This is a genomic window from Mesorhizobium sp. B2-4-12 (genome assembly GCF_006441575.1).
Lineage (GTDB): Bacteria > Pseudomonadota > Alphaproteobacteria > Rhizobiales > Rhizobiaceae > Mesorhizobium.
Map to the genome: position 1 here is coordinate 25,743 of NZ_VFVC01000003.1, position 21,462 is coordinate 47,204.

Here is a 21,462-nt window from a genome sequence, read left to right on the forward strand (position 1 = left end):
GACCACTTTTCCCTTCTCCAGGCGCTATGGTGCCGGCAATCCGACGGCATCATCGCTCGGAGGGCAACGGCGACAAACCTCCCCCGCCGTCGTCGAACTGGCTACTTGGTTTCACCGTCCTTGGTGACGACGCCCGGAACGATCGGCTGCTTGGCCGGAACGGTCTCGCCCTTGATCACCTTGGCCGCGGTCTCGACCGCGACCTTGCCCATCTCGTCCGGATATTGGGCGATGACGCCTACCATCACCGGGTCGTTCTTCACAGCGTTGCGGGCCTCTTCCATGCCGTCAAAGCCGATGACCTTGACCTGGGCCTCGAGCTTGGCCGCCTTGACGGCTGCCGCCGCGGCGAGGGCCGCATCGTCGCCGAAGCCGAAGATGCCGACGATGTCGGGATTGGCCTGCAGCATGTTCTGCGCGGCGGCCAGCGCTTCCGGACGGGTGATGCCTGGCTGGATCGCGACGATCTTGACGTCAGGGTGCTTCTCGAGGCCCTTCTTGAAGCCCTCGACGCGGTCCACCACCGATTGGACCGTCGGATAGTCGATGATGGCGACATTGCCCTTGTCGCCAATGGACTTCGCCATCAGCTCGGCCGCCTTTTCGCCGCCGGCGAAATTGTCGGTGCCGACGAAGGAAGTCACTTCCGCGGCATTGGCCGGGATGTCCACGGTGATGACCTTGATGCCTGCCTTCTCGGCCTTGGTGATGGCCGCGCGTACGCCTTTGCTGTCCACCGGGGAGATGATGATGACACTGACGCCCTTGGTGATGAAGTCCTCGACATCGGCAAGCTGCTTGCTGAGATCCTGATTGGCGATGGCGATTTCGAGCGGCACCTTCTCCGCATCGGCCTCCTTCTTCATCGCGTTGGCGAGTGAAATGTAGAACGGGTGCTGCTGGGTCAGAAGCGATGCGCCGATGCCGTCAGCGGAAGCGACGCCCGCCATCACGGCGAGGGCTGTCGCGGACAGAAGAATGCGGCCGAGCGTTTTACGAAACATGATTTCCTCCGAATGGAGCCGGTGCTGGCCGGCTCGTTGTTGATCTGAACATGAACGATGCGTTTCCCGCCTGCTTGCCGCCGCCAGGCGGCAACCTCCATGGCGAGAATTCAGCCCGGAACCCGAGCTGCGGCTTTAAATGTCATGCCTCCTTCTTCGTGTCAATTTATTTCTTTACACGCGATAAAAAATAAATTGATAGATGCACGAGGGATTACACGGCCTTTGCCGTTCTCGATCTGCCATGAGCGGGAATGATCGCTTCCCGACCGCTTTTATGGGTTGTCTTGGTAAAAAAATAAATTTACGCATGAAAAATCCTGTTCGCCCATTGCGGGCGTCTCAAGCGCGGGAAGTCGAACATGAGCGAGCCGAAGATCAGGACCATGGAAGAGTTTGCGACCGCCAGTGGTCTGTCGCGGCCGACGGTCTCGAAATATTTCGACAATCCCGATAGCGTGAAGCCGTCGACCCGGGCGCGGATCGAAAAGGCGCTGAAGGATTACGACTATCGACCGAACATCTTCGCTGTCAGCATGAACCGGAAGCAGCCGAAGAATATTGGCGTCATCGTTCCCCACATTTCCGATCCGTTCTACGCGGAGGTCGTTCGCCAGATCGAAATGCGCTGCCTTGCCGAAGGGTACTGGGCGATCGTTCTGTCCTCACATGGGGAACGCAAGCTGGAAGCCCGCGCGATGCGCACGCTGATGTCGCTCAATATTGCTGGTGTGCTTATGGCGCCGCTGGGTTTCGAGACGGACGCGACCCTATTGGCCAGCCTCGTGAATTCAGTGCCGATCGTGTTCCTCGACAATCGCGTCAATGCCGATCAACCGTTCGTCGGAACCGACAACCGACAGAGCATCGGCGACATTACCGAGTATCTGTGCCGCACGGGAGAGCATCCCTGTTTCCTGGAAATGCCGGCGGTCAATCAGAACGCGCTGGAGCGCCGGGCGGCGTATATCGCAACCATGGAGCGGCTCAAGATTGAGCCCATCATGCTGCCGATCCGAGCCGGGGGCTGGGATTTCGAGGAACTAGGCTACCGGGAAGCCGGCCGTATCCTTGACAGTGGCGGCTTCCCCACCCGGACGGTTCTATGCGCCAACGACCGCCTCGCTTTCGGCGTCATCGCCGCTGCCTACGAGCGCAAGCGGCCGGTCGGACGTGAAGAGGACGGCGGATTGCGCGTCGCGGGTCATGACGACCATCCACTGAGCCGCTTCACATGCCCGCCGCTGACGACAGTGGCGCAGGACTATCGGGGCATCGCCGCCGCCGGGGTTGACATGCTTTTCGCGCGGATCGGGGATGACCCTCAAGCGCTTGATGGCGGATCGGAAGTCATACGACTCGAAGCCAAGTTGATCATGCGCGGTTCCGCATAGACCGATCGGGTGTCGCATACTCCACCAGTCTCGTACAAACCTTCTGCTCCATTCGTGTTGTCGGCATCTGTCGCTCAGAGACCGCGCGATCAAGGTCGGCATGTCGGCGTCGCCCACCTCGTACTAGCTGTGAGCCTTCAGGAGGTTGTCTGTTCGGCCCCGACCAAGAAAACTGAGGAAGCTTCAGTGATTCTCGGAGGACCGACTGAACATCCACAAGAATGCCCGTCCGAAGCCGCTGCGTCGAGGAAATGGCCCGTGACGTTATTGGAGGCCGTCCTTCCAAAGCCGATGCGGCGCGGACATACGGGGTGACGGCGAAGGTGGTGGCGCGCTGGGTGGAGTGCTTCCGGATCGAGGGAAGCGCCGGCACGCTCGACCGTTCCTCGCGGCCCAAGACAAGCCCAGGGCGAACCGAAGCCGCGGTGGCGGATGCGATCATGGCGCTGCGCCGGCAGCGCGTGACCGGCAAGCACATCGCTATGCTTCATGCTCGATCAGCGTGGCCGCAGTTGAGACCCACGGCTGTGGTGGCTGGCATAGTTGGAGTGGTCAGTTCGGCCGGCCAAAAAATGACGGCTCCGATGGTTTTGGATGTTCCTCGGGGGGAAACATCCGTGACGACCGCGAAAATCTCCATCCGAAGAGGCAAATTCCGCGGCCGCCAGCTAGCCGTTTAGGCTGAGGCTTGAATGCGTCAGGCCTGTTCTAGCCAGACCTTCTGCAGATCCATCTGGAAGGTCGGGTGAATGGAATAGTTCTTCACCTTCTTGCTCATGTGATTGTAGAGCTTCTGCCAATAGGGTTGGATGATGATCCCCGAGTCCTGAATCATGGTCTCGATGTCCTTCATCACCTCACGCCGCTTCTCGGGGGCGCTCACCGACAGGGCCTCCTTGAGCTTCTTGTCGAACTCCGGATTGGAGTAACCCGTCTCGTTCCACGCCTCGCCGGTACGGAAGGCCAGTGCCAGAACCTGGACGCCAAGCGGACGCATGTACCAAACGGTCACGGAGTAAGGATACTTCGTCCAATCGTTCCAGAAGGTCGACCCGGGCATTACCCTGCGCTTGACCTTAATGCCCGCGTCGCGAAGCTGGGCGGCGATCGCATCCCCAGTGCTCTTGTTCCAATCATCGTCGACGGTGATCAATTCGTGCTCGAAATCCGCCTGACCCGCCTCCGCTATGAGTTTTTTCGCGCCAGCCGCGTCGCGCGCTTTCTTAGGCAGAGGGTAGTATTCGGGGTGAATCGGGCTGACAAAATGGTTCTCGCCCACCGTGCCGCGCCCGGCATAGCCGAGTTGAAGCACAACGTTGTTGTCAACGGCCATCTGGAGCGCGTTGCGCACGCGCTTATCGTCATACGGCTTCTGCGTGACGTTGGTGCGGGCAACCAGGGTGGTCGCGGTCTGGATCTCCGTCTGGTGAAGTCCAAGCTTGTCTAAAATCTCGACATAGTCCGCTCCGGTTTCATTATTGAGGTCAACCTCACCGGACTCGAACGCACTCACCATTGCATTTGGATCGGTCCCGTAGTCGATGAACTCGACCCCGTCCAGCAGTGCTTCTCCGCCCCACCATTTTCCGCTCTCGCGCCGCTTCAGCACTGCCTTCTGGCCCACGTCGTAGGAGACGAGCTCGAATGCACCGGTTCCAATCGGCTTCGTGATCGGATTGGCGCCATCTGCGTCGAAATTCCTGTGCACGACCAAGGCCGGGTAGTCGGTGAGACCGGCAATGAGCGCGATATCCGGGTCGCTCGGCGAGAGCTTGACCGTATAGTCATCGACCTTGGTAACGGCGCCCTCGCGCACCTTGCCCGTATTCGGGTCAACCAGGCTGTTGACACGTGCCGCCATCGAATTGCCCTCAGCCTTCTTGTCGCACCAGCGGCTGAAATTGTGGACGACATCGTCGGCATTGAATGGGTCGCCGTTGTTCCAGGTCACCCCCTTGCGGACATGAAGCAGGTATTCGGTGGCGTCGCTGTTGACTTCCCAACTCTCCAGAAGCACCGGTTCGAAAGTGAATTCGCGGGTGTAGCGGACCAGCGGCTCCAGCCAGGTGCGACTGATATTGGCCATCTCGACCCAATCATAGGTACGCGGGTCCTTCTGCTGCTTTACCACCATGGCAACGCGGAGCGTTCCGCCCTTCTTGCCTTCTGCGGCGAACGCGGGCACCGGCGCGGCCAGGCCGACCATGCCGTAAGCGACCGCGGTCGATGCGCCGAACGCACTAGCCATCGCAAGGAATTCGCGCCGGTCCATGTGGCCATCACGAACGTCCTTCGCCATGCGCGTGATCGCCTTTGGCACGCGGGTTCCTCCGCTTTTGAAAAACTTCATTTCGAGTGCTCCCTGTTGTTGATTTCTTGTCTCTCACGCATTTGCCCAACCAACCGTGGGATCCCTGGGCATCGGCGAGCGGGCCTCCGATTCGGGACGGTTGCGTCTCCTCAACTTCCGCGAATGGCCAGTTGAAGATGGTCAGTGTCTGGCAGTCTAGATGGATTGGCCGAGCACCCTCCCCTCGTAGATTGCCGCCACGGCGAGCCGCGGCGCCAATGCGTCGCCGATGACCTTCGGTCTCAGCGCGGGTACCTGCTCTTCAAGTTCATCCAGCACCCACGTATCTGAGACGTTGGTGGTTGCAAGGACCAGGGTATCGGCCTTTATGACCGTTTCGGTCCCATCGAGATGGCTCCTGACAGTCGCTCCGTCCCCGTGCCATTGCTTGACCACAGCGTCAGTTATCCAGCGGCCACCTGCATTTTTCAGGCGTGCGCGAGCGACGCCGTCGCTTTCCGTCCGCTGCAGGTAACGTCCGAGCACAGGCCAGGACGTGACGACGGTGACGCGATGGCCACGCGCCACGATTTCGAGAGCGGTGCCGAGACCTCGCCAGTCACCTGTGTCGTCGATGAGCAGCACATGATCGCCCAAGCGTGCTGTCCTCGTCATCACGTCCTCGACTGACCAGACATTGGGCAAGTCAACACCCGGAAGGCGGTCTTGCCCAGGCAGGCCACGCTGGAACCCCGTGCCCGAAGGCTGCGAGCCCGTTGCGATGACGATTTCCTCGAAGTCGCGGCCGGTAATCTCGTGGGCATCAAGCGGGGTATTGAAGAGCAGGCTTACGCCCAGCCTGGTCAACTGTCGTTCGTACCAGTCAATCAGTTCCAGGATTTGAGACCGGCGCGCTTGCAGGCCAGCGAGCCTGAACTGCCCGCCGAGTTGCGGGCCTGCCTCGGCGTCTGGTTGCATGAGATGCAGCCGCGAATGTCAGTGTCGCGGCCACTCGCCACTTTGTTCACCCAGTGCGGATCCGCGATCTGGCCGCGCACAATGCTGATCATGTCGGCCTGACGCGACGAGATAACCTCGTTGGCGTTTTCCGGCGTGCGGATGTGACTTTCCGCCTGGACGCGAGTGTGTTTGCAGACCTCTTTCAACGCCTGGGCGTTGGGGGCGCCCAGTTTGTCGGCAAACAAGAAGGTCGGCATGACGGAGGAGTGGTCGAAGTAGCTGCCCGTGCCGCAACTGATGTAATCGATCAGGGCGCGCGTATCATGGTAGGCGGCGATCTCCTGGAGCAGTTCCGTATTCATCCCGACATCGACCGAGGCATCGATGCTCGAGGCGAGACCGATGATGAACTCGTCACCAACCGCCGCACGAATGCGCGAGGTAATCTCGGTCGAGAAACGCATCCTGTTTTCGAAGGAGCCGCCCCAGCGGTCTTCGCGCCGGTTCGACCATGGCAACCAGAATTGTTCGATGAGCGAATTATAGGGGCCGAACAATTCCACGCCGTCGAAGCCGCACTCCCTGGCTCGGACAGCGGCGCGAACGAAGCTCTCGATTATCTCCTCGATCTCGGCTTCCCGCATCCGATGGCTGCCGTCTCCATCGTGGTAGGACGGCAGGCCCGATGGTGACCAGTTCGCCGAGTAGGAATTGTCGTAATCCCCATGCTGGCCGACGTGGTAAAGCTGGTGGACCATAACCGTGCCTTCGGCCTTGCATGCATCGGTGATCGCCCTGAAGCCGGGGACCACCGCATCGTCGTCGTGGCGAAAATTGCCCCGAGTCAACCGAGCCGTGCGGTGGACCGGCATCGGCTCGACCACGATCATGGCCGCGCCTCCCCTGGCCCGCTCCAGATAGTAGCCCAGGTGCCGCGCTCCAGGCAGACCGTCGTCGGCCATGTTGGCGGTATGGGCACCAAAATTGATCCGGTTGCGGAGCGTCTTGTGGCGCAGCTGGAGCGGCTCGAGAATTTTCGGGAATGCCGACTTCAGCGTCATCTTTGGTTTCCGCGCCGTGAGCGCTCACCTGATTGGGATGACCGAACATTAGCGGTTCGCGAAATTCACGAATTGTGATTTCGATATGTTTTTCATAAGAATTGGACGGATCCGCAAGGAGGGGCTGGCTTTGACGACCGCGCTGAAGGCACCTGATCGCGTAGGACTTCCCTACCTGAAGATCGGCATCATCCTATGCCCGAGCTTCACGCTGACCCCGATGGCGAGCTTCGTGGATGCCATTCGACTGGCTGCCGACCGGGAGGATCAGAGCCGCCAGGTTTATTTTTCTTGGGACTTCATTTCAGCAGGGCAGCATCCGGTGCGTGCGAGCTGCGGTCTGCAGATGGTTCCGAGCGGAAATCTAGACGATCCAGGCAGATATGACTGCGTTGCCGTATGCGGCGGCCTCGTGCGAGACATGGGGGGAATCCCGCAAAGGACGTATGACTATCTGCAGGCTGCGGACCAACGTGGCATCCCCATCATCGGTTTGTGCACAGGCAGCTTCGTTCTGGCACAGGCGGGCCTTCTCAACCATCGGGAATGCGCTTTGCACTTCGATACCCTGGGCGAATTCGTGGCCAGGTTCCAGAATGTCAGCCCCGTCACCAACCAGAACTATGTTATTGATGGCAACATCCTCACCTGTCCGGGGAGCATCGTGGCCATTGAGGTCGCGGCCTTCCTCATTGCGCACTACAGCAATGTCGGCAGAGCTCAAAAGGCCCTCAACTATCTCCTCTTCAAACCCGAGGAGCCTCGCATCGCTCTCAGAACGAAACCTTACGAGGAGGCGCTCGGGGCGGCGTCGCGGCTGACTGTGGAGGCCGTGAAGGTGATGGAGACGCGTATCGACGCGCCGTGCTCGATCGACGAGCTCGCGCGTTCTCTGAACACCTCTAAGACACGCCTGAACCGGGCTTTCCTGGCAGATCTGCAAACCGCACCAGCCATATTCTGGCGGCGGATACGTCTTCTCGCCGCGCGTGAGCTGCTGGCGAGCCGACGGCGCAGCGTCACCGAAATTGCATATGAGACTGGCTTCAGCGATACGGCGCATTTCTGCAGCTGTTTCAAGAAGCACTTTTCGATGACACCCCAGCAATTCAGGCGGATAGGGAAATAAGATGATGCGGATGCAAACGTCGGCGCATCGGAACAGACCTCGCTCTCCGGCCATATTGTGTACGAGGAAAATACAATCCGTTGACTCACGCAGGAGCCCATGCGACTCTGTGCGAGCATGATCGACTGGCAGAGATGATTCCGAAGGTGCGCGATGAAGGGAAGCAAGGGCAGTCTCTACGACGATCTGAAGCGCCGCATCCTGACGATGGAACTCGATCCGGACGAGGACCTGGATGAGGTGGCGCTGAGCGAGCGCTATGGCTTGTCGCGCACCCCGGTGAGAGAAATCTTTCGTCGGCTGGAAGGCGAAGGCTACATCGAAATCCGCGCGAACCGGGGCGCCCGGGTCGTCCCTATGAACCATTCGACCCTTCGACAATTCTTCTTGGTAGCCCCTATGGTCTACGCCGCTATCGGCCGGCTGGCGGTGCAGAATTTCAAGCCTTCACAAATGTCGGACTTGAAGGACACGCAGGAGCGTTTCCGCGAGGCGAGCAAGTCGGGCGACCCACTTTCCATGGTAGTCGAGAACAACAGGTTTCATGAGATCATCGGCGAGATGTCCGGCAACGTCTATCTGCAGCCCAGCCTCGGCCGCCTGCTGATCGATCATGCCCGTATCGGCCATACCTTCTTCCGCCCGCGCAATGATGACATGCGCAAGCGCCTCAAAATTGCAGTCGAACACCACGATTGTTTCATCTCGGCCATCAGCGGTCATGACGAGGATGCCGTCGTCGACTTGGTGTTCGAGCACTGGGAATTGTCACGCGAGAACATGGAGATGTTCATCGCGCCACAGGGCATGAAGGCAGACGCCTTGGTCGGCGATAACTGACGGCATCGCCGCGATTTTCAGATCGGCCCTTTGCCGCTTCATAGCTCGTCTGGCCTGTCGGTCGGGGTGTGGCAGGCCTTGCTCGCGAAGGTTGCCTCAGCATCCACAAGACACGTCCGCCGGTCCCTAAAGAGGCGCACCTCGCGCTTCAGTTCTGATCTGACACGCCTCGGTCGCGAGCGGTTCTCTCCTCGCGGGCTGGTCGGCTTCGCCAGCGGCAGGACCGCTGTCGCATTTGTGGCTCCGGACGGCGCTTCGGTTCAGAGCCTTCTGTCGATCTGTGTTTTATCCGTATAAAATTTGTGTACTCAAATAATACAATCCGTTGACTCCGGCTCTCCGCTGTGCAATCCTGCACGGCATCAAATGCGATCGACCGGTTTCGGGCGCTGGGGATTCTCACCGGAGAGTTCGCGGACAGTTCCCCTTTGGCTGAATGACGCTTTGGTCGAAACGGCCACTCCATCGACGGAGACATTGTCTTGAAATTCGAGGGCATCTACACGCCGGCGGTCACTCCGCTCGGCCCGGACGGTCAAATCGATCACGCCGCTTTCGCGGACGTTCTGGAGTCACTCATCGAAGCCAAGGTGCACGGCATCATCGTCGGCGGATCGACCGGTGAATATTATGCCCAAACCGCGCAGGAGCGCTTCGATCTCGGCGCTTACGCCAAGCAAGTGATCGGCACCCGCCTTCCGCTGATCATCGGCACGGGCGCCATCAGGACCGAGGACTCGGTCGAATACGCCAAGTCGGCGAAGGAGATCGGCGCCGACGCGATCCTTGTATCCTCACCGCCATACGCCCTGCCGACGGAGCGCGAGAATGCGGTGCATGCGCTCACCGTCGACCGCGCGGCCAACCTTCCGATCATGCTCTACAACTATCCTGCTCGTATGGGCGTGATGATGGGCGAGGAGTATTTCTCCCGCGTTGGCAAGTCCCGGAACGTCGTCGCCATCAAGGAAAGCTCCGGCGACATGGGCAACCTCCACCGGCTAGCCCGCAAGTTTCCGCACATCGCGCTTTCCTGCGGCTGGGACGATCAGGCGCTGGAATTCTTCGCCTGGGGCGCCAGGAGCTGGGTCTGCGCCGGCTCGAACTTCCTGCCGCGCGAGCATGTCGCGCTCTACGAAGCCTGCGTGCTCGAAAAGAACTTCGACAAGGGCCGCGCCATCATGAGCGCGATGCTGCCGCTGATGGACTTCCTCGAATGCGGAAAGTTCGTCCAGTCGATCAAGCACGGATGCGAGCTGATCGGCCTGAAGACAGGCGGCGTGCGCGCGCCGCTGCGGTCTTTGAATTCTGAAGAAAAGCGATCCCTGCAGACTGTCGTCGCCACGCTGAAGCGCACGGTCGCCCAGATCACGTCGGGAGCCAACCATGCATGAGCCTTTGACCGCCGCCGAATACAAGGCACTCGCCGCGGAGCTACAATTCCCGACCAACGCCTTCATCGACGGGGCGTTTCGTCCGACGAATTCCGGCAAGACCTTCAAGACGACCAATCCGGCAACGGGCGAGGTTCTCGCCGAGATCGCCGCGTGCGATGCCAGTGACGTCGACTTTGCCGTGGCAAAAGCCAGGGAGGCTTTCGACGATGGGCGCTGGCAGCACCTCGCGCCAGGCGAGCGCAAGGCAGCGCTGCTGAAGTTCGCCAAGCTGCTCGAACGCAACCGCCACGAGCTGGCGGTCATGGAAAGCCTCGACAGCGGCAAGCCGATCCGCGAATGCCAGACGGTCGATGTTCCCGATACCATTCATACCATCCGCTGGCACGCCGAGCTGATCGACAAGCTCTACGACAACACCGCGCCCGTCGGCTCTAAGGCGCTGACCATGGTGGTGCGCGAGCCGGTCGGCGTCGTCGGCTGTGTCCTGCCCTGGAATTTTCCGCTCTTGATGCTGGCCTGGAAGATCGGCCCGGCGCTGGCCGCCGGCTGCTCGGTGATCGTCAAGCCGGCGCAGGAGACGACGCTGACCACGCTGCGTGTCGCCGAGCTCGCCCATGAGGCCGGCGTCCCGCCCGGCGTCTTCAATGTCGTCCCCGGCGGCGGCAAGGACGTGGGCGAACCGATCGGTATGCATATGGGCGTCGACATGGTGGCCTTCACCGGATCGACGCCGACAGGCCGCCGTTTCCTGCGCTACGCCGCCGACTCCAACCTCAAGCGCGTCGTGCTGGAATGCGGCGGCAAAAACCCTGCAGTGGTTCTCGAGGATGCCGAGGACCTCGACCTTGTCGCCGAGCAGGTGGTCAACGGCGCGTTCTGGAACATGGGCGAGAACTGCTCGGCGACGTCGCGGCTCATCGTCCACGCCAAGGTCAAGGACGAGCTGCTGCAGCGCATCGGCGCTTACATGCGGGAATGGAAGATGGGCGATCCGCTCGACCCGGAAAATCGCATCGGTGCGCTGGTCAGCAAGAACCATTTCGAGAAGGTGAAATCCTTCCTCGCCGACGTGAAGGCCGAGAAGCTCTCGATCGCCCATGGCGGTGCCATGCACAAGGGCGCGTACATAGAGCCGACCGTCGTCGACGGGGTGACACCTGCGAGCCGCCTCTTCCAGGAGGAAATATTCGGGCCGATCCTTTCGGTCACGACCTTCAATTCGCTGGCCGAGGCGATCGCGCTTGCTAACGATACGAATTACGGGCTCACCGCATCCGTCTACACAGCAAGCTTGCGCAAGGCGATCAAGCTTTCGCGCGAAATTCGGGCCGGCGTGGTCACGGTCAACTGCTTCGGTGAAGGCGACGCAACCACGCCGTTCGGCGGCTACAAGGAATCCGGCTTCGGCGGGCGCGACAAGTCGGTCTTCGCGCATGACAATTACTGTGAGCTGAAGACGGTCTGGATCGATCTCTCCGACCGTTCCGTCGACGAGACCATCCGGTGAGCGATCTCGTCATCAAGCGGCTTCCGGCTGAATCCGGAACCTCGGGCTGGGAGGCGATCAGCAGGCGCTGCTTCCCTGTCCGCACGCTTGACGGCGATATCAAGGCGGACTGGCTGATCATCGGTGGCGGCTTCGCCGGCCTTTCCGCCGCGCGGCGGCTGGCTCAACTGCGGCCCGGCGACAGGATCGTGCTCATGGAAGCCGGAGAGATCGCCAAAGGCCCCGCCGGCCGGAATTCCGGCTATATGATCGACACCCCGCACAATTTGTCGTCGGGCGAATATTCCGTCGCCGGCGAGGCCGAAACAAAGGCGGAGATCGCCGAGAACCGTTTCGCGATCGCCTTCGCCGCCGAGGCGGCGGCGGAATACGGCATGTCCGCGCGCACCTTCGATCCGTCGGGCAAGATCAATGCGGCGGCGACCGAGCGCGGCATGACGCTCAATGCCAATTACGGCCGCTCGCTCAAGGCGATCGGCGAAGAGCATCGCTTGCTGAGTTCGGACGAGATGCGGGAGATCACCGGATCGTCCTACTATCTCGGCGGCCTCTACACGCCCGGCGCCGTGATGATCCAGCCCGCCGACTACATCCGCGGGCTCGCCGCCGGACTGGCCTCGAAAGTCGACATGTTCGAGCATTCGCCGGTGCTCAAGCTCACCCGGGCTGCGGGGGCCTGGAAGGCGGTGTCGCGCACCGGAAGCGTCACCGCGCCGAAAGTGATCCTCGGCGTCAACGGCCATATCGATGATTTCGGTTACTTCCGCGGCCGCCTGATGCACATCTTCACCTATGCGTCGATGACTGCCCCTTTCACCGCGAAGTCGACGGGAAAGGACCGGTGGGCCTTGCTTCCCGCCGACCCGATGGGCGCCACCGTCAGGAAGATAAGCAGTGACGGCCTCTCGCGGATCGTGATCCGCACCCGGTTCACCTATGACTGGCCCGTCCGGGTCAGCGAAAAACGCCTGGACGGGATCGCGTCCGAGCAACGGGCATCGCTCAATGCCAGGTTCCCGGACCTCAAGGACGTGCCGTTCGAATATGTCTGGGCCGGGAGGCTTTGCCTCAGCCGCAATCACGTGCCCGCCTTCGGCGAGATCGAAGAAGGCCTCTATTCGGCGTGCTGCGAGAACGGCCTTGGCACCGTCAAAAGCACGCTCGCTGGCGTCATGGCCGCGGACCTCGCGACCGGCACCCGCTCGGGCATGCTCGACAGATATTCGGATCAGCCTCAGCCCGCACGGCTTCCCCCCGAGCCGCTTACGTGGCTGGGCGTGAACACGGTGATCCGACTGCAGGAATTGCGTGCTGGCCGCGAGGGATGAGCCCTGGCCGCGCAATGTGAAGGCTGAGCAGGCGCAAAGTCTTCAAAATGGGAATGGAAACGAGAACTAAGGAGTGAGGAACATGAAGACGTTGTGGAAAGCGCTCTGCGAGCGGTTCGACCGCGCCGCCTCCGCCGACGGCTTGGCCAGGAAAGATGATCCGAAGCGCGCCTACACGGTCCTGATCGCCGATTTGCTCGGCCTGCGAATGGGGAAGGACGGCTCGCCCGACTGCAGTGAGATCGCGGCCTACATCCGTGAGAAGGGAGGCGAATTCCACTTTGGTCCGCTCCAGGATCGAAGCGCACTGGAAGGAGGGAGAATCCACTTCTTCTATCAGCCGGGGCTAAGCACGGAAGCCGAGCTTCTGGGATGCACGGCCCAGGGAGAGTACGATGCCCTGATCACGGCGGCCACTTTCATTCCCAAGCAGTCGGTGTTTCCGCTTGGCGGCGTGAGGATTGGCGCCGGAACGGGAAACATGGGCTCTGCCTCGTGGGGCGGCCCTGACGGTGTCGGCGGTGTCGCGCCGCTGATGAACACCCCGGGCATCAACAGCCGCGCCACGGCCCAGATGGTCATGAAGGCCCTTATCAAGGTCGTTCCCAATCTTCCGGTTGATGAACTGCATGGCAGGACGGTGGCCGGGAATTTCGACACGGGGCGCGACCTGAAGGACTTCCCGACAGCAAAACTCGAAGGGCAGAAACTTGCCGTCCTGGGATACGGCAACATCGGCAGGGAGGTGGCCAAGCTGGCGAAGGCGTTTGGCATGCGCGTTTGCGTATACGCCCGTGAAGCTCACAGAGACTGGATCGAAGCGGAGGGTTTCGAATACGCCGACAGCCCGGTGAAGGCAGCGATCGATGCCAACGTCCTCTCGGTGCATGTCGGCCTTGGCCGCCTCGATGCGTCAACTGGCAAGTTCAGCAATGCCGGTCTGGTCAACCATGAAGTGCTCTCCGGGCTCGCCGACGGGGCGGTGCTCATCAACTACGATCGCGGCGAACTCGTGGATATCGATGCCCTCGATGCAGCGTTTGTGGCGGGCAAGGTGAGCTATGCTTCGATAGATGCGGACATCTTCAGCAATGCGGACAACGGCACATTGCGGGGGCCTCTCGTACCCTATCTGCCGCTGAGCGAGCGGTTTCCTGGCAAGCTCGAGCTTCTTCCGCACGTCGCGGCCGACACCGATCATCCAACTCGTGTCGCCGGAGCCAAGCAGGCGGTTGACCAGATCCACGACGCCATCCAGTTCAAGGCCGTGCGAAACTTGAAGGGCACATTGCCCGAAGGGTACGTCGACCTTGGCCCAACCGTCCCGGTAGGCATCGGCCAATCGACCTCAGCCAACCTTCGCACCCTCTCGGATCAAGCCGACGAGTTGAAAGCGCTCCGTCAGCTCTCTGAGAGGATTGCGGCTGTAGTTGGCGGGATCGATGCGACATCGGATCCGGAGCGGCGCGCGGCCTTGATCACCAGATATCGCAGCGACTTCGCGCTCGATCTCCTTAAGCACCGTCGAATCCTTGACGAAGCCGGGCTCTTCGCCCCGGCTGCAAAGGCCTCGGCAGAATAAGTGGTTTGCTGACCTGTGCGATAACCGGAAATCCGGTTATCGCACAGCTTATGATTAATGGTCTTGGCCCTGCCCTTCCGCGGGGCATGCGCGCCAACTTTATATACCCCTTCCGAAGCACGCTCTGGTCGGCGACGCACCCTACGGCCAGAGCAAACAGTCAGGCACCTGCGGCAAGTGTTGCGAGCGCCCGCTGTCGGTCCAGATATCCGACCTGCCTGCCGCCGACATTCAGGACGGGCAATGGCCCCTCTGCTGCGACGAGTTCACGCGCTATCTCGAAGATCGTCGCATCGGCCCTGACACCTGCGGTGGCAGTGCCTCCATCGGCGGGTGCCATCAGAGAGGACACGCGAACCACCCGCGCAGGCGACACCTTGGCGACGAAACGGCGGACATAGTCGGTCGCTGGCCGGATCACCAGTTCTTCCGGGGTGCCGATCTGGACGATCCTCCCGCCCTCCATGATCGCGATCCGGTCCGCCAGGAGAATCGCTTCGTCGAGATCGTGGGTGACGAAGACCACCGTGCGTGTCTGGGTCTGCTGAAGCCGCTGCACCTCGCCCTGGAGGTCCGCTCGGATCAGCGGATCGAGCGCTGAAAGCGGCTCGTCCAGGAACCAGAATTCCGGATTGGTGGTCAGCGATCGGGCAATGCCGACGCGCTGCTGCTGGCCGCCTGAAAGTTCCGAGGGAAAACGATCCCCCCGGCCCTTGAGCCCGACAGTTTCGATCAGTTCGGCCGCGCGGGCTTCGGCATTGACCCGCGGCATTCCCTGGACCTCCAGCGGAAACGCGACATTGCCGAGCACGGTCCGGTTGGGCAGCAGCGCGAAATGCTGGAACACCATTCCCATGCGGCGACGGCGAAGCTCCACCAGCGACTTCTCGTCAAGCCCCAGGATATTCTCGCCGTCATAGCGGATTTCGCCCTCGGTGGACTCGATCAGCCGGGTGAGACAACGAAGAAGGGTGGATTTTCCCGATCCCGATAGCCCCATGATGACGAATACCTCGCCGCGGACAATGCGGAAAGATGCATCCTGCACCGCGCCGATCACGTCGGCCGCCGCCAGCGCGTCTGGGGTGCGTTCGGCCGCAGGGAGCCGACCAAAGGTCTTGGCGCCGGAGCCGAACACCTTCCAAACCCCCTTTGCTTCCAGCGCAACAGGCGCTTGGCGGGCAGTGCCGTTAGCCGAAAGGCGACGGACTTCAGACATGCATCCCTCCCTCGTGTCTGGCGGCGCGAGCCGCACCGGATTTCAGCAGTGCATCGGCGACGAGAGCGATGCATGCGACGCAGAGGCCCGCAACAATTCCCGGGCCCGTCTCACCCCGGGCGAGCGATGTGTAGACTTCCTGTCCAAGCTCACGCGTCCCGACTGGCTCTGTGGATGTCCGCTCAATTTACAGAACTTGGGTACGCGCCTTCGCGCTCATGGCCATCGGCGGGCGGCCGCGGCGCTTTTGCGACTGCTCCTCCGGCTTCCATTCCGGGTCGTAGATCCCGATCACCTTGCCGCGGTCTGCGCCTCTAGCTCGGCAAGTGCTGCCGTTGGATCGCGGCACGCCCAGCCAGCTCGCCTCGCTTGTCCGTGAAGGGAATGGGGCCGGGCACCCGCATGGTGCGGCTTTCGCCCGGCGCCAGAGTGAGTTCGGGCTGCTGGCAATCGAGTTCCCTTCCATCGGGCTGGCACGTCAGTCCCGGCGGCAGGCTGCTGGATGCCGGCTGGTTCTTTGCCTGAGTCTGCGTGCCGACCGCCAAGGTTTGAATGACCCGCAAGGTCACGGGGTTGGGGCTGGTGTTGGTGACCTTGACCTCGAACTCGCAAGTTCCGGCCTTCGGTGAGCATTGGGTCGGCACGCCCGAAGCCTGGACGGCGAGGGCGCCCGCATTGCTGGCCGTCGGCGGCGGCAGCGCAACCGGCGCCACGGCCTGCGCCTTCTGCTGATTTCCAACCGGCTTCGCCGCAGCGCCCGCAATGGACGCGCAATTCCTCAACTCCTTCGCCTTGGGCACCGTGTGCGGCGCGAAGACAACGCGCATGTCGAGCTTGCCGTTGGCCGGCACGGGGCCTGGATGTGTGCACGTAAAAGGAGCTGCCTTGCTGCACTGCCACGGCGCGTCAGGCTCACCGGTCAGCACGGCGTTGGGCGCTTCGATCTCTTTGCCATGTTGCTTCGGCTGAGGTCAGGCTGAAACAATGCCGTTAAGACAGCTGCGGAGGGCTCGCCCGTTGTCGGAATTGGAACATTCGACGCCCCAGCCTGTTGGGAAAGGCGCGCTTCAGGGATGAGGCCGCATCGAGCGCGGATCGACAGCCGCCAATAAGCCCCGGCAGCGGGCCGACAAATAGCGCTCGGTGAGCGTGTCACGTCTCGCCGCCATGGCCGGTATGCAAGCCGCCATGGCCGGAATGCAAGGAGATGCCCCCGATGTTGGAGAGTAGCCTTTGGCTGGTCGTCGTAGCTGGTGGCCCGGTTTTGCTGGCAATCCTGCTGGCCTTTGTGTTGCTCATGCGGCGGCGGCGGGGACCCGCCGAGCGTCAGGCGAGCAAGCAGGCCACGGAACGCCTGTACGACGAAGACAGCAGGCGTTGATCGTTCTGAGGCATCCGGCAGAGTAACGGGCCCGATCTCGATCCCAATTTTGTCTGGAACATCCCCGATGGATCAAGGTTGGGTCGATGTCGCAATCGAGCGATCAACGTAGGAGCTACCCCAATGATCAAACTTCTCTCAGCATCGGTATTTGCCATCATCCTTGCGACTTCGGCCATGGCCCAATCCAACGGCACCAGTGGCACCGGGACAAACACTGGGTCCGGCGGCACCACTGCGGGCACTGGAACCGGCACCGGCAGCGGCACCGGCACTACCGATACCAATGCCACCAATTCGACGACGAATTCCAACGGAATGACCGACCGTTGCAAGGACACCGGCGCCAGCGACACCGACAACAACACCGCCAGCGGCAATACCACGTCGGACATTCAGAATTGCAATAAGTAGCCCGTGTGCCAATGCCGGCCAGGGGCATGGAACTGATACGCGCGAGCAAGGCCCGCCGGGATCAGGCGGGCCTCAATTGAACCCTGCTCCATCTCTTGATGAGGTGTCGAGGCATGAGGTGTCGCGGCGAGCCGGAAGCGTGCCGAACGACCGGATCGACTTCGCGTCGGTCCCTCACATAAGCTTCAGACTGCCGACCACTCTTCGTCGCCTTGGCTTCCTTGGAATGTTCGGCGATCGAAGGACCTGCTCCGGGTCTTCTCTGTCGCTGGAATGGGAGTCGGTTGCCGTCGAACGGACCGCCGCGGGCCGGATTAGGCAGCGGCCCAGGCAGGAAATAAGGACAGAGCGCGTCAAATGACGCGCTCGTGAAATCCGGAGCGGGAAGGTCGTACCGAAGGACGGGAGCAAGGACGTTTGGCCGTCAGGAATTCCCATCCATCTAGCCAGCCTCCTGCTTTCCCGCGGACTGCTGGTCGAAGAGTGTCATGATCGCTGCGATCAGCACTGCCGGCACGACAGGTTTTTGCAGCACCTGAACCCCTGCAAATCGGGCCGGCATCTCGGAGGGGGAATAACCGGTCACAAATGCGAACGGTATGACTTTCTCACGCAGTGTGTCTGCCAGCCCATAGCTTACCTCGCCGCTCAGTTGAACGTCCAAAAGCGCGGCATCGAATTCTTCTCCTTCCATGCAATCGATCGCAGCCTTGACCGAAGCGGCCGGTCCCACGACTAGGTGTCCGGCGGCTCTAAGCATCGCCGCATGGTCCTCGGCGATCAGCCACTCGTCCTCGACAATAAGAATGCGCAACTGCGTCATCGCGTTCAGGCCTTTTGGTCGAGCGGAAACGAGATCTTCACCTCCAAACCCTGCGGATGGAAAAATGTTTCAGCCGTGCCGCCCAATCGATAGCCTATCTCGCCCCTAACCAGGGAGAGGCCGAAGCCCCCTTCCTTCGGCTCCGTGACGGGCGGCCCTCCGATCTCGCGCCAGATGAGCTGAAGTGTCTGCTCATGCACCGACCATTCGACCTCAACCCCACCGCCTTCCTTGTTCAGCGCGCCGTATTTCGTCGCATTGGTGGCGAGTTCGTGCATTACCATGCCGATCGATAAAGCCTGCTGGGGCCTCAATTTAAGCGCCGGGCCATGGAGCGAGAAGCGTTCCGGATCGAAGGCCGCTGCTTCCTGAGCGAGCAGTTCGCCGAGCGAAACCTCCGTCCAGTTCTCCCGCGAGAGCACGCCATAGGCGCGTGCCATCGCGTTGAGTCGGCCGAGCAGGGCTGTGGCGAAACCTTCCTTGGTGGTGGAACTCTCGACCGTGCGGTTTGCGATGCTGGTAATGACCGCCAGCATATTCTTCACGCGGTGGTTGAGTTCGGAGATCAGCACCTTCTGATGCTCCTCTGCCTCGGCCAGCGTCGTGACGTCTACTAGGGTCACCACGACGCCCTGGATGCGGCCGCCTTTGTCACGATAGGGAACAAGCCGGACCATGTGAAAGCGGCCCTGCGTGTCGCGCGCAAGGTGATGAACGATCGGCTCGCCCGTCTGGAACACGCGCCGGATCTGGTTGTGCATTTCCGGATAATCCAACTGGCTGGACAGATCGGTAAGCGGACGCCCGACGTCGGAGGCGCGCAGGTTGAAATAGGCAGACGCCGCGGGCGTGAAGGTACGGATCACCAGATCGCGGTCGAGAAACACGGTTGCGATCTCCGTGCTCTCGAACAGGTTCTTCAGGTCGCTGTTTGCGTGGTCGAGCTCCTCGATCTTGTTCGTCAGCTCAGCATTTATGGTGTTCAGCTCCTCGTTGAGGGACTGCATCTCCTCCTTCGAGGCCTCCAGCTCCTCGTTGGTCGACTGGGCTTCTTCGTTGACCGAGACCAGTTCCTCGTTGGAGGACTTCACCTCCTCCAAGGCCGTTTCGTACTCTTCAATCGTCGATTGCAGCCGTTCGCGGGTGTCGCGCAGGTCGCGCTCGATATGTGCGATTTCGTCTGGGCTCTGACTCCCGTGCTGGGCTTCGGCCTTGTCGCGAGACGGACCGACCGGCTGGAACAGGACAAGAAAAAACGTCTCGCCTGAGCCCTGTTCGGACAGCGGCTCGACGATGATGTTGACCAGTTGCACCCGCTCGTCCTCGCCATCCATGGCGATGTGTTCGCGCATGACGATTTGACGGCCTGCGGCGGCCTCGCGCAAGGCCGCCCGCAGATCGAGCCGGAGCCCCCGCCGCGCCATGCTCAGCAATTGGCGGCTGGGTATGCCTTGAGCGGCTTCGAGATATTTTCCGGTCCGCGCGGAATAGTAGGCCACGTCACCTTCGGCGTTGACGACCACATGCGGCGGCGCATAGCGGTCCAAGACCTGCGCTTCAACGGACTGGCGGAACGCGCCATTGCCGATCTCGCTGCCCTTCCCCATCCTTCCGTCCGAGAAGAGGTGAGCGCCTTTGACGTTCTCGCCTACCAGCAGCGGAAGGCGCGATTTCGGCACGACGTCCTTGCGGGCCCTGAAGATGCGCTGCTTCTTGTCGACGGTGGAGAAGAGGTCGGAGTGTTGGCCTACGCTCTCCGACGTACCAAGAAAAAGATAGCCGCCGGGTTTCAAGGCGTAATGGAAGATGGGGAGAACCCGATTCTGAACGTCGGGCCCGAAATAGATCAGAAGATTGCGGCATGAAACCAGATCCATGCGCGAAAACGGCGGATCCTTGACGACGCTGTGCGGCGAAAAGATGCAGAGTTCACGCACTTCGCTGGTCAGCACGAAGCTGCCTCCTTCATGGACGAAGAAGCGGTCTCTTCTTTGTTCCGAGACGCCCTCGAGCAGGTTGGCCGGATAGCGTGCCGCGCGCGCGACGGTGAGCGCCGGTTCATCGATGTCGGTCGCGAACAATTGAATTTTGGGCACCATCGAGAGTTTGTCCATATGCTCGCGCAGCAGGATGCCGAGCGAATAGACCTCCTCGCCGGTGGCGCAACCCGGAACCCAGACCCTGACCGTGTCGGAAGCGGTTTTGCCCTCGAACAAGGTCGGAATGACCTTCTGCTCCAGCGAATCGAAGGCTTCCGCGTCGCGAAAGAAATTGGTGACGTTGATGAGCAGGTCGCGAAACAGCGACGTGACCTCGCGCGGATCCTTTCGCAGCAGGTCAATGTAGCCATTCATGGACTTCATCTGGTTGATCTGCATGCGCCGCTTGACCCGACGAATGAAGGTCTTGGTCTTGTATCCGGAGAAATCGTGGCCGGAGCGGTCGCGCAGTATGCCGTAGATTTCCTCGCGGGCGCGGTCGGTGTGCTCCGCCGGGACCTTGCCGTCGCCTTCGCTCAACAGATCGAGCACGCCGAAGCCGCGTGTAAAATCGACGAGCTTCTCACCCATCTCTTCCGCCGGAACGGCAATATCGACGACGCCGCTGGAAATGGCGCTTTGCGGCATGTCGGGGTTGCGGGGGCCAGAGCCGTCGCCGGCCTGAGCCAGCACAAAGCCGCCGTGCTCCTTGATCATCTTGGCGCCCAGGGTTCCATCGCCGTCGCCACCTGACAGAATAACGCCGACCGCGTATTCGCCCTGGTCCTCGGCCAGAGCGCTGAAGAAGACGTCGATGGGCTTGCGCTCCCGATTGCTCACATTGGTTTGATGGAGCTTCAACGTGCCGTCCTTGATCGACAGGACGGCGTTCTGCGGCATGACATAGACGTGATCCGGCTCCGCTCCTACCCCGTCTTTCGCGACCGCCACCGGCATGCTGGTGTATCGCCCCAGCACCTCGTGGAGCAGGCTTTCCCTTTCGGGACTGAGATGGGTGATGATTATGAAAGCCATGCCGGAAGCCTCGGGCAGGCCTCGGAAGAAGCTTTCCATGGCGGGGACGCCACCAGCGGACGCGCCAATGCCGACAATGGGGTGTCTCGGTTTTTGCGACATAAGGCCGTCTTTCTCTG

Annotated in this window: 15 protein-coding genes and 2 pseudogenes; 9 read left to right on the plus strand and 8 right to left on the minus strand. The window is 61.3% G+C overall.

The features are described 5' to 3' along the window. Window positions 1-101: 101 nt before the first annotated feature. Window positions 102-1,004, minus strand: a complete 903-nt coding sequence (locus FJ934_RS02650) for a substrate-binding domain-containing protein (protein WP_140607106.1) — start codon at window positions 1,002-1,004, stop codon at window positions 102-104. 362 nt (window positions 1,005-1,366) lie between these two features. On the opposite strand from FJ934_RS02650, the gene FJ934_RS02655 reads away from it, so the two are divergent. After that, on the plus strand, window positions 1,367-2,398 hold the full coding sequence (locus FJ934_RS02655) for a LacI family DNA-binding transcriptional regulator (protein ID WP_140607107.1): 1,032 nt from the start codon (window positions 1,367-1,369) through the stop codon (window positions 2,396-2,398). Window positions 2,399-2,603: 205 nt separating this feature from the next. Then, window positions 2,604-2,883: pseudogene (locus FJ934_RS02660) on the plus strand (leucine zipper domain-containing protein); the annotation flags it as partial. A 212-nt stretch (window positions 2,884-3,095) separates the two neighbouring features. Here FJ934_RS02660 and FJ934_RS02665 read toward each other — a convergent pair. The 3 genes from FJ934_RS02665 to FJ934_RS28740 form a co-directional block, all read right to left on the minus strand. Beyond that, entirely contained in the window at window positions 3,096-4,748 is a 1,653-nt protein-coding gene (locus FJ934_RS02665; protein WP_140607108.1) for an ABC transporter substrate-binding protein, read from the minus strand. Window positions 4,749-4,904: 156 nt separating this feature from the next. Next, window positions 4,905-5,666 carry a hypothetical protein gene (locus FJ934_RS28735; RefSeq protein WP_348642478.1) on the minus strand — a complete coding sequence of 254 codons (762 nt, stop codon included), beginning with the start codon at window positions 5,664-5,666 and terminating at the stop codon, window positions 4,905-4,907. Next, complete coding sequence (locus FJ934_RS28740) at window positions 5,576-6,709, minus strand: hypothetical protein (RefSeq protein WP_348642477.1); 1,134 nt, start codon at window positions 6,707-6,709, stop codon at window positions 5,576-5,578. Before FJ934_RS28740 ends, FJ934_RS28735 begins: the two co-directional genes overlap by 91 nt. A gap of 130 nt (window positions 6,710-6,839) precedes the next feature. On the opposite strand from FJ934_RS28740, the gene FJ934_RS02675 reads away from it, so the two are divergent. From FJ934_RS02675 to FJ934_RS02700, 6 genes and pseudogenes are all read left to right on the plus strand, one after another. Next, window positions 6,840-7,838, plus strand: coding sequence for a helix-turn-helix domain-containing protein (locus tag FJ934_RS02675; RefSeq protein WP_181165487.1), 999 nt, complete (start codon window positions 6,840-6,842; stop codon window positions 7,836-7,838). A 153-nt stretch (window positions 7,839-7,991) separates the two neighbouring features. Then, window positions 7,992-8,678, plus strand: coding sequence for a GntR family transcriptional regulator (locus FJ934_RS02680; RefSeq protein ID WP_140607110.1), 687 nt, complete (start codon window positions 7,992-7,994; stop codon window positions 8,676-8,678). A 482-nt stretch (window positions 8,679-9,160) separates the two neighbouring features. Beyond that, a complete protein-coding gene (locus FJ934_RS02685; protein WP_140607111.1) occupies window positions 9,161-10,072 on the plus strand; it encodes a dihydrodipicolinate synthase family protein in 912 nt (303 codons plus the stop codon). Beyond that, window positions 10,065-11,582 (plus strand): aldehyde dehydrogenase, encoded by a 1,518-nt coding sequence (locus FJ934_RS02690; protein ID WP_140607112.1) that lies wholly within the window; start codon window positions 10,065-10,067, stop codon window positions 11,580-11,582. Before FJ934_RS02685 ends, FJ934_RS02690 begins: the two co-directional genes overlap by 8 nt. After that, window positions 11,579-12,910, plus strand: a complete 1,332-nt coding sequence (locus FJ934_RS02695; protein ID WP_140607113.1) for an FAD-binding oxidoreductase — start codon at window positions 11,579-11,581, stop codon at window positions 12,908-12,910. The genes FJ934_RS02690 and FJ934_RS02695 overlap by 4 nt, the downstream gene beginning before the upstream one ends. A 133-nt stretch (window positions 12,911-13,043) precedes the next feature. Next, a pseudogene (locus FJ934_RS02700) lies at window positions 13,044-14,492 on the plus strand (NAD(P)-dependent oxidoreductase); the annotation flags it as partial. Window positions 14,493-14,652: 160 nt separating this feature from the next. Here the strand turns inward: FJ934_RS02700 and FJ934_RS02705 are convergent. Then, window positions 14,653-15,630, minus strand: a complete 978-nt coding sequence (locus tag FJ934_RS02705) for an ATP-binding cassette domain-containing protein (RefSeq protein ID WP_246671416.1) — start codon at window positions 15,628-15,630, stop codon at window positions 14,653-14,655. Between the two features lie 395 nt (window positions 15,631-16,025). Continuing rightward, the gene (locus FJ934_RS02715; protein ID WP_181165488.1) at window positions 16,026-16,538 is read right to left on the minus strand and encodes a hypothetical protein; all 513 of its coding nucleotides are present in this window, start codon (window positions 16,536-16,538) and stop codon (window positions 16,026-16,028) included. Between the two features lie 677 nt (window positions 16,539-17,215). Between FJ934_RS02715 and FJ934_RS02720 the strand changes: the two genes are divergently transcribed. Next, window positions 17,216-17,506, plus strand: a complete 291-nt coding sequence (locus FJ934_RS02720; RefSeq protein ID WP_140607115.1) for a hypothetical protein — start codon at window positions 17,216-17,218, stop codon at window positions 17,504-17,506. Window positions 17,507-17,948: 442 nt separating this feature from the next. Here FJ934_RS02720 and FJ934_RS02725 read toward each other — a convergent pair whose 3' ends face one another. Further along, complete coding sequence (locus FJ934_RS02725; protein WP_140607116.1) at window positions 17,949-18,329, minus strand: response regulator; 381 nt, start codon at window positions 18,327-18,329, stop codon at window positions 17,949-17,951. A 5-nt stretch (window positions 18,330-18,334) separates the two neighbouring features. Further along, window positions 18,335-21,445 (minus strand): CheR family methyltransferase, encoded by a 3,111-nt coding sequence (locus FJ934_RS02730; RefSeq protein WP_140607117.1) that lies wholly within the window; start codon window positions 21,443-21,445, stop codon window positions 18,335-18,337. Window positions 21,446-21,462 lie beyond the last annotated feature (17 nt).

Bases quoted from the DNA above. Each gene is read 5' to 3' on its own strand.
- FJ934_RS02650 (WP_140607106.1), bottom strand. From the start codon at position 1,004: ATGTTTCGTAAAACGCTCGGCCGCATTCTTCTGTCCGCGACAGCCCTC.
- FJ934_RS02655 (WP_140607107.1), top strand. From the start codon at position 1,367: ATGAGCGAGCCGAAGATCAGGACCATGGAAGAGTTTGCGACCGCCAGT.
- FJ934_RS02665 (WP_140607108.1), bottom strand. From the start codon at position 4,748: ATGAAGTTTTTCAAAAGCGGAGGAACCCGCGTGCCAAAGGCGATCACG.
- FJ934_RS28735 (WP_348642478.1), bottom strand. From the start codon at position 5,666: ATGCAACCAGACGCCGAGGCAGGCCCGCAACTCGGCGGGCAGTTCAGG.
- FJ934_RS28740 (WP_348642477.1), bottom strand. From the start codon at position 6,709: ATGACGCTGAAGTCGGCATTCCCGAAAATTCTCGAGCCGCTCCAGCTG.
- FJ934_RS02680 (WP_140607110.1), top strand. From the start codon at position 7,992: ATGAAGGGAAGCAAGGGCAGTCTCTACGACGATCTGAAGCGCCGCATC.
- FJ934_RS02690 (WP_140607112.1), top strand. From the start codon at position 10,065: ATGCATGAGCCTTTGACCGCCGCCGAATACAAGGCACTCGCCGCGGAG.
- FJ934_RS02715 (WP_181165488.1), bottom strand. From the start codon at position 16,538: ATGCGCGTTGTCTTCGCGCCGCACACGGTGCCCAAGGCGAAGGAGTTG.
- FJ934_RS02720 (WP_140607115.1), top strand. From the start codon at position 17,216: ATGATCAAACTTCTCTCAGCATCGGTATTTGCCATCATCCTTGCGACT.
- FJ934_RS02725 (WP_140607116.1), bottom strand. From the start codon at position 18,329: ATGACGCAGTTGCGCATTCTTATTGTCGAGGACGAGTGGCTGATCGCC.
- FJ934_RS02730 (WP_140607117.1), bottom strand. From the start codon at position 21,445: ATGTCGCAAAAACCGAGACACCCCATTGTCGGCATTGGCGCGTCCGCT.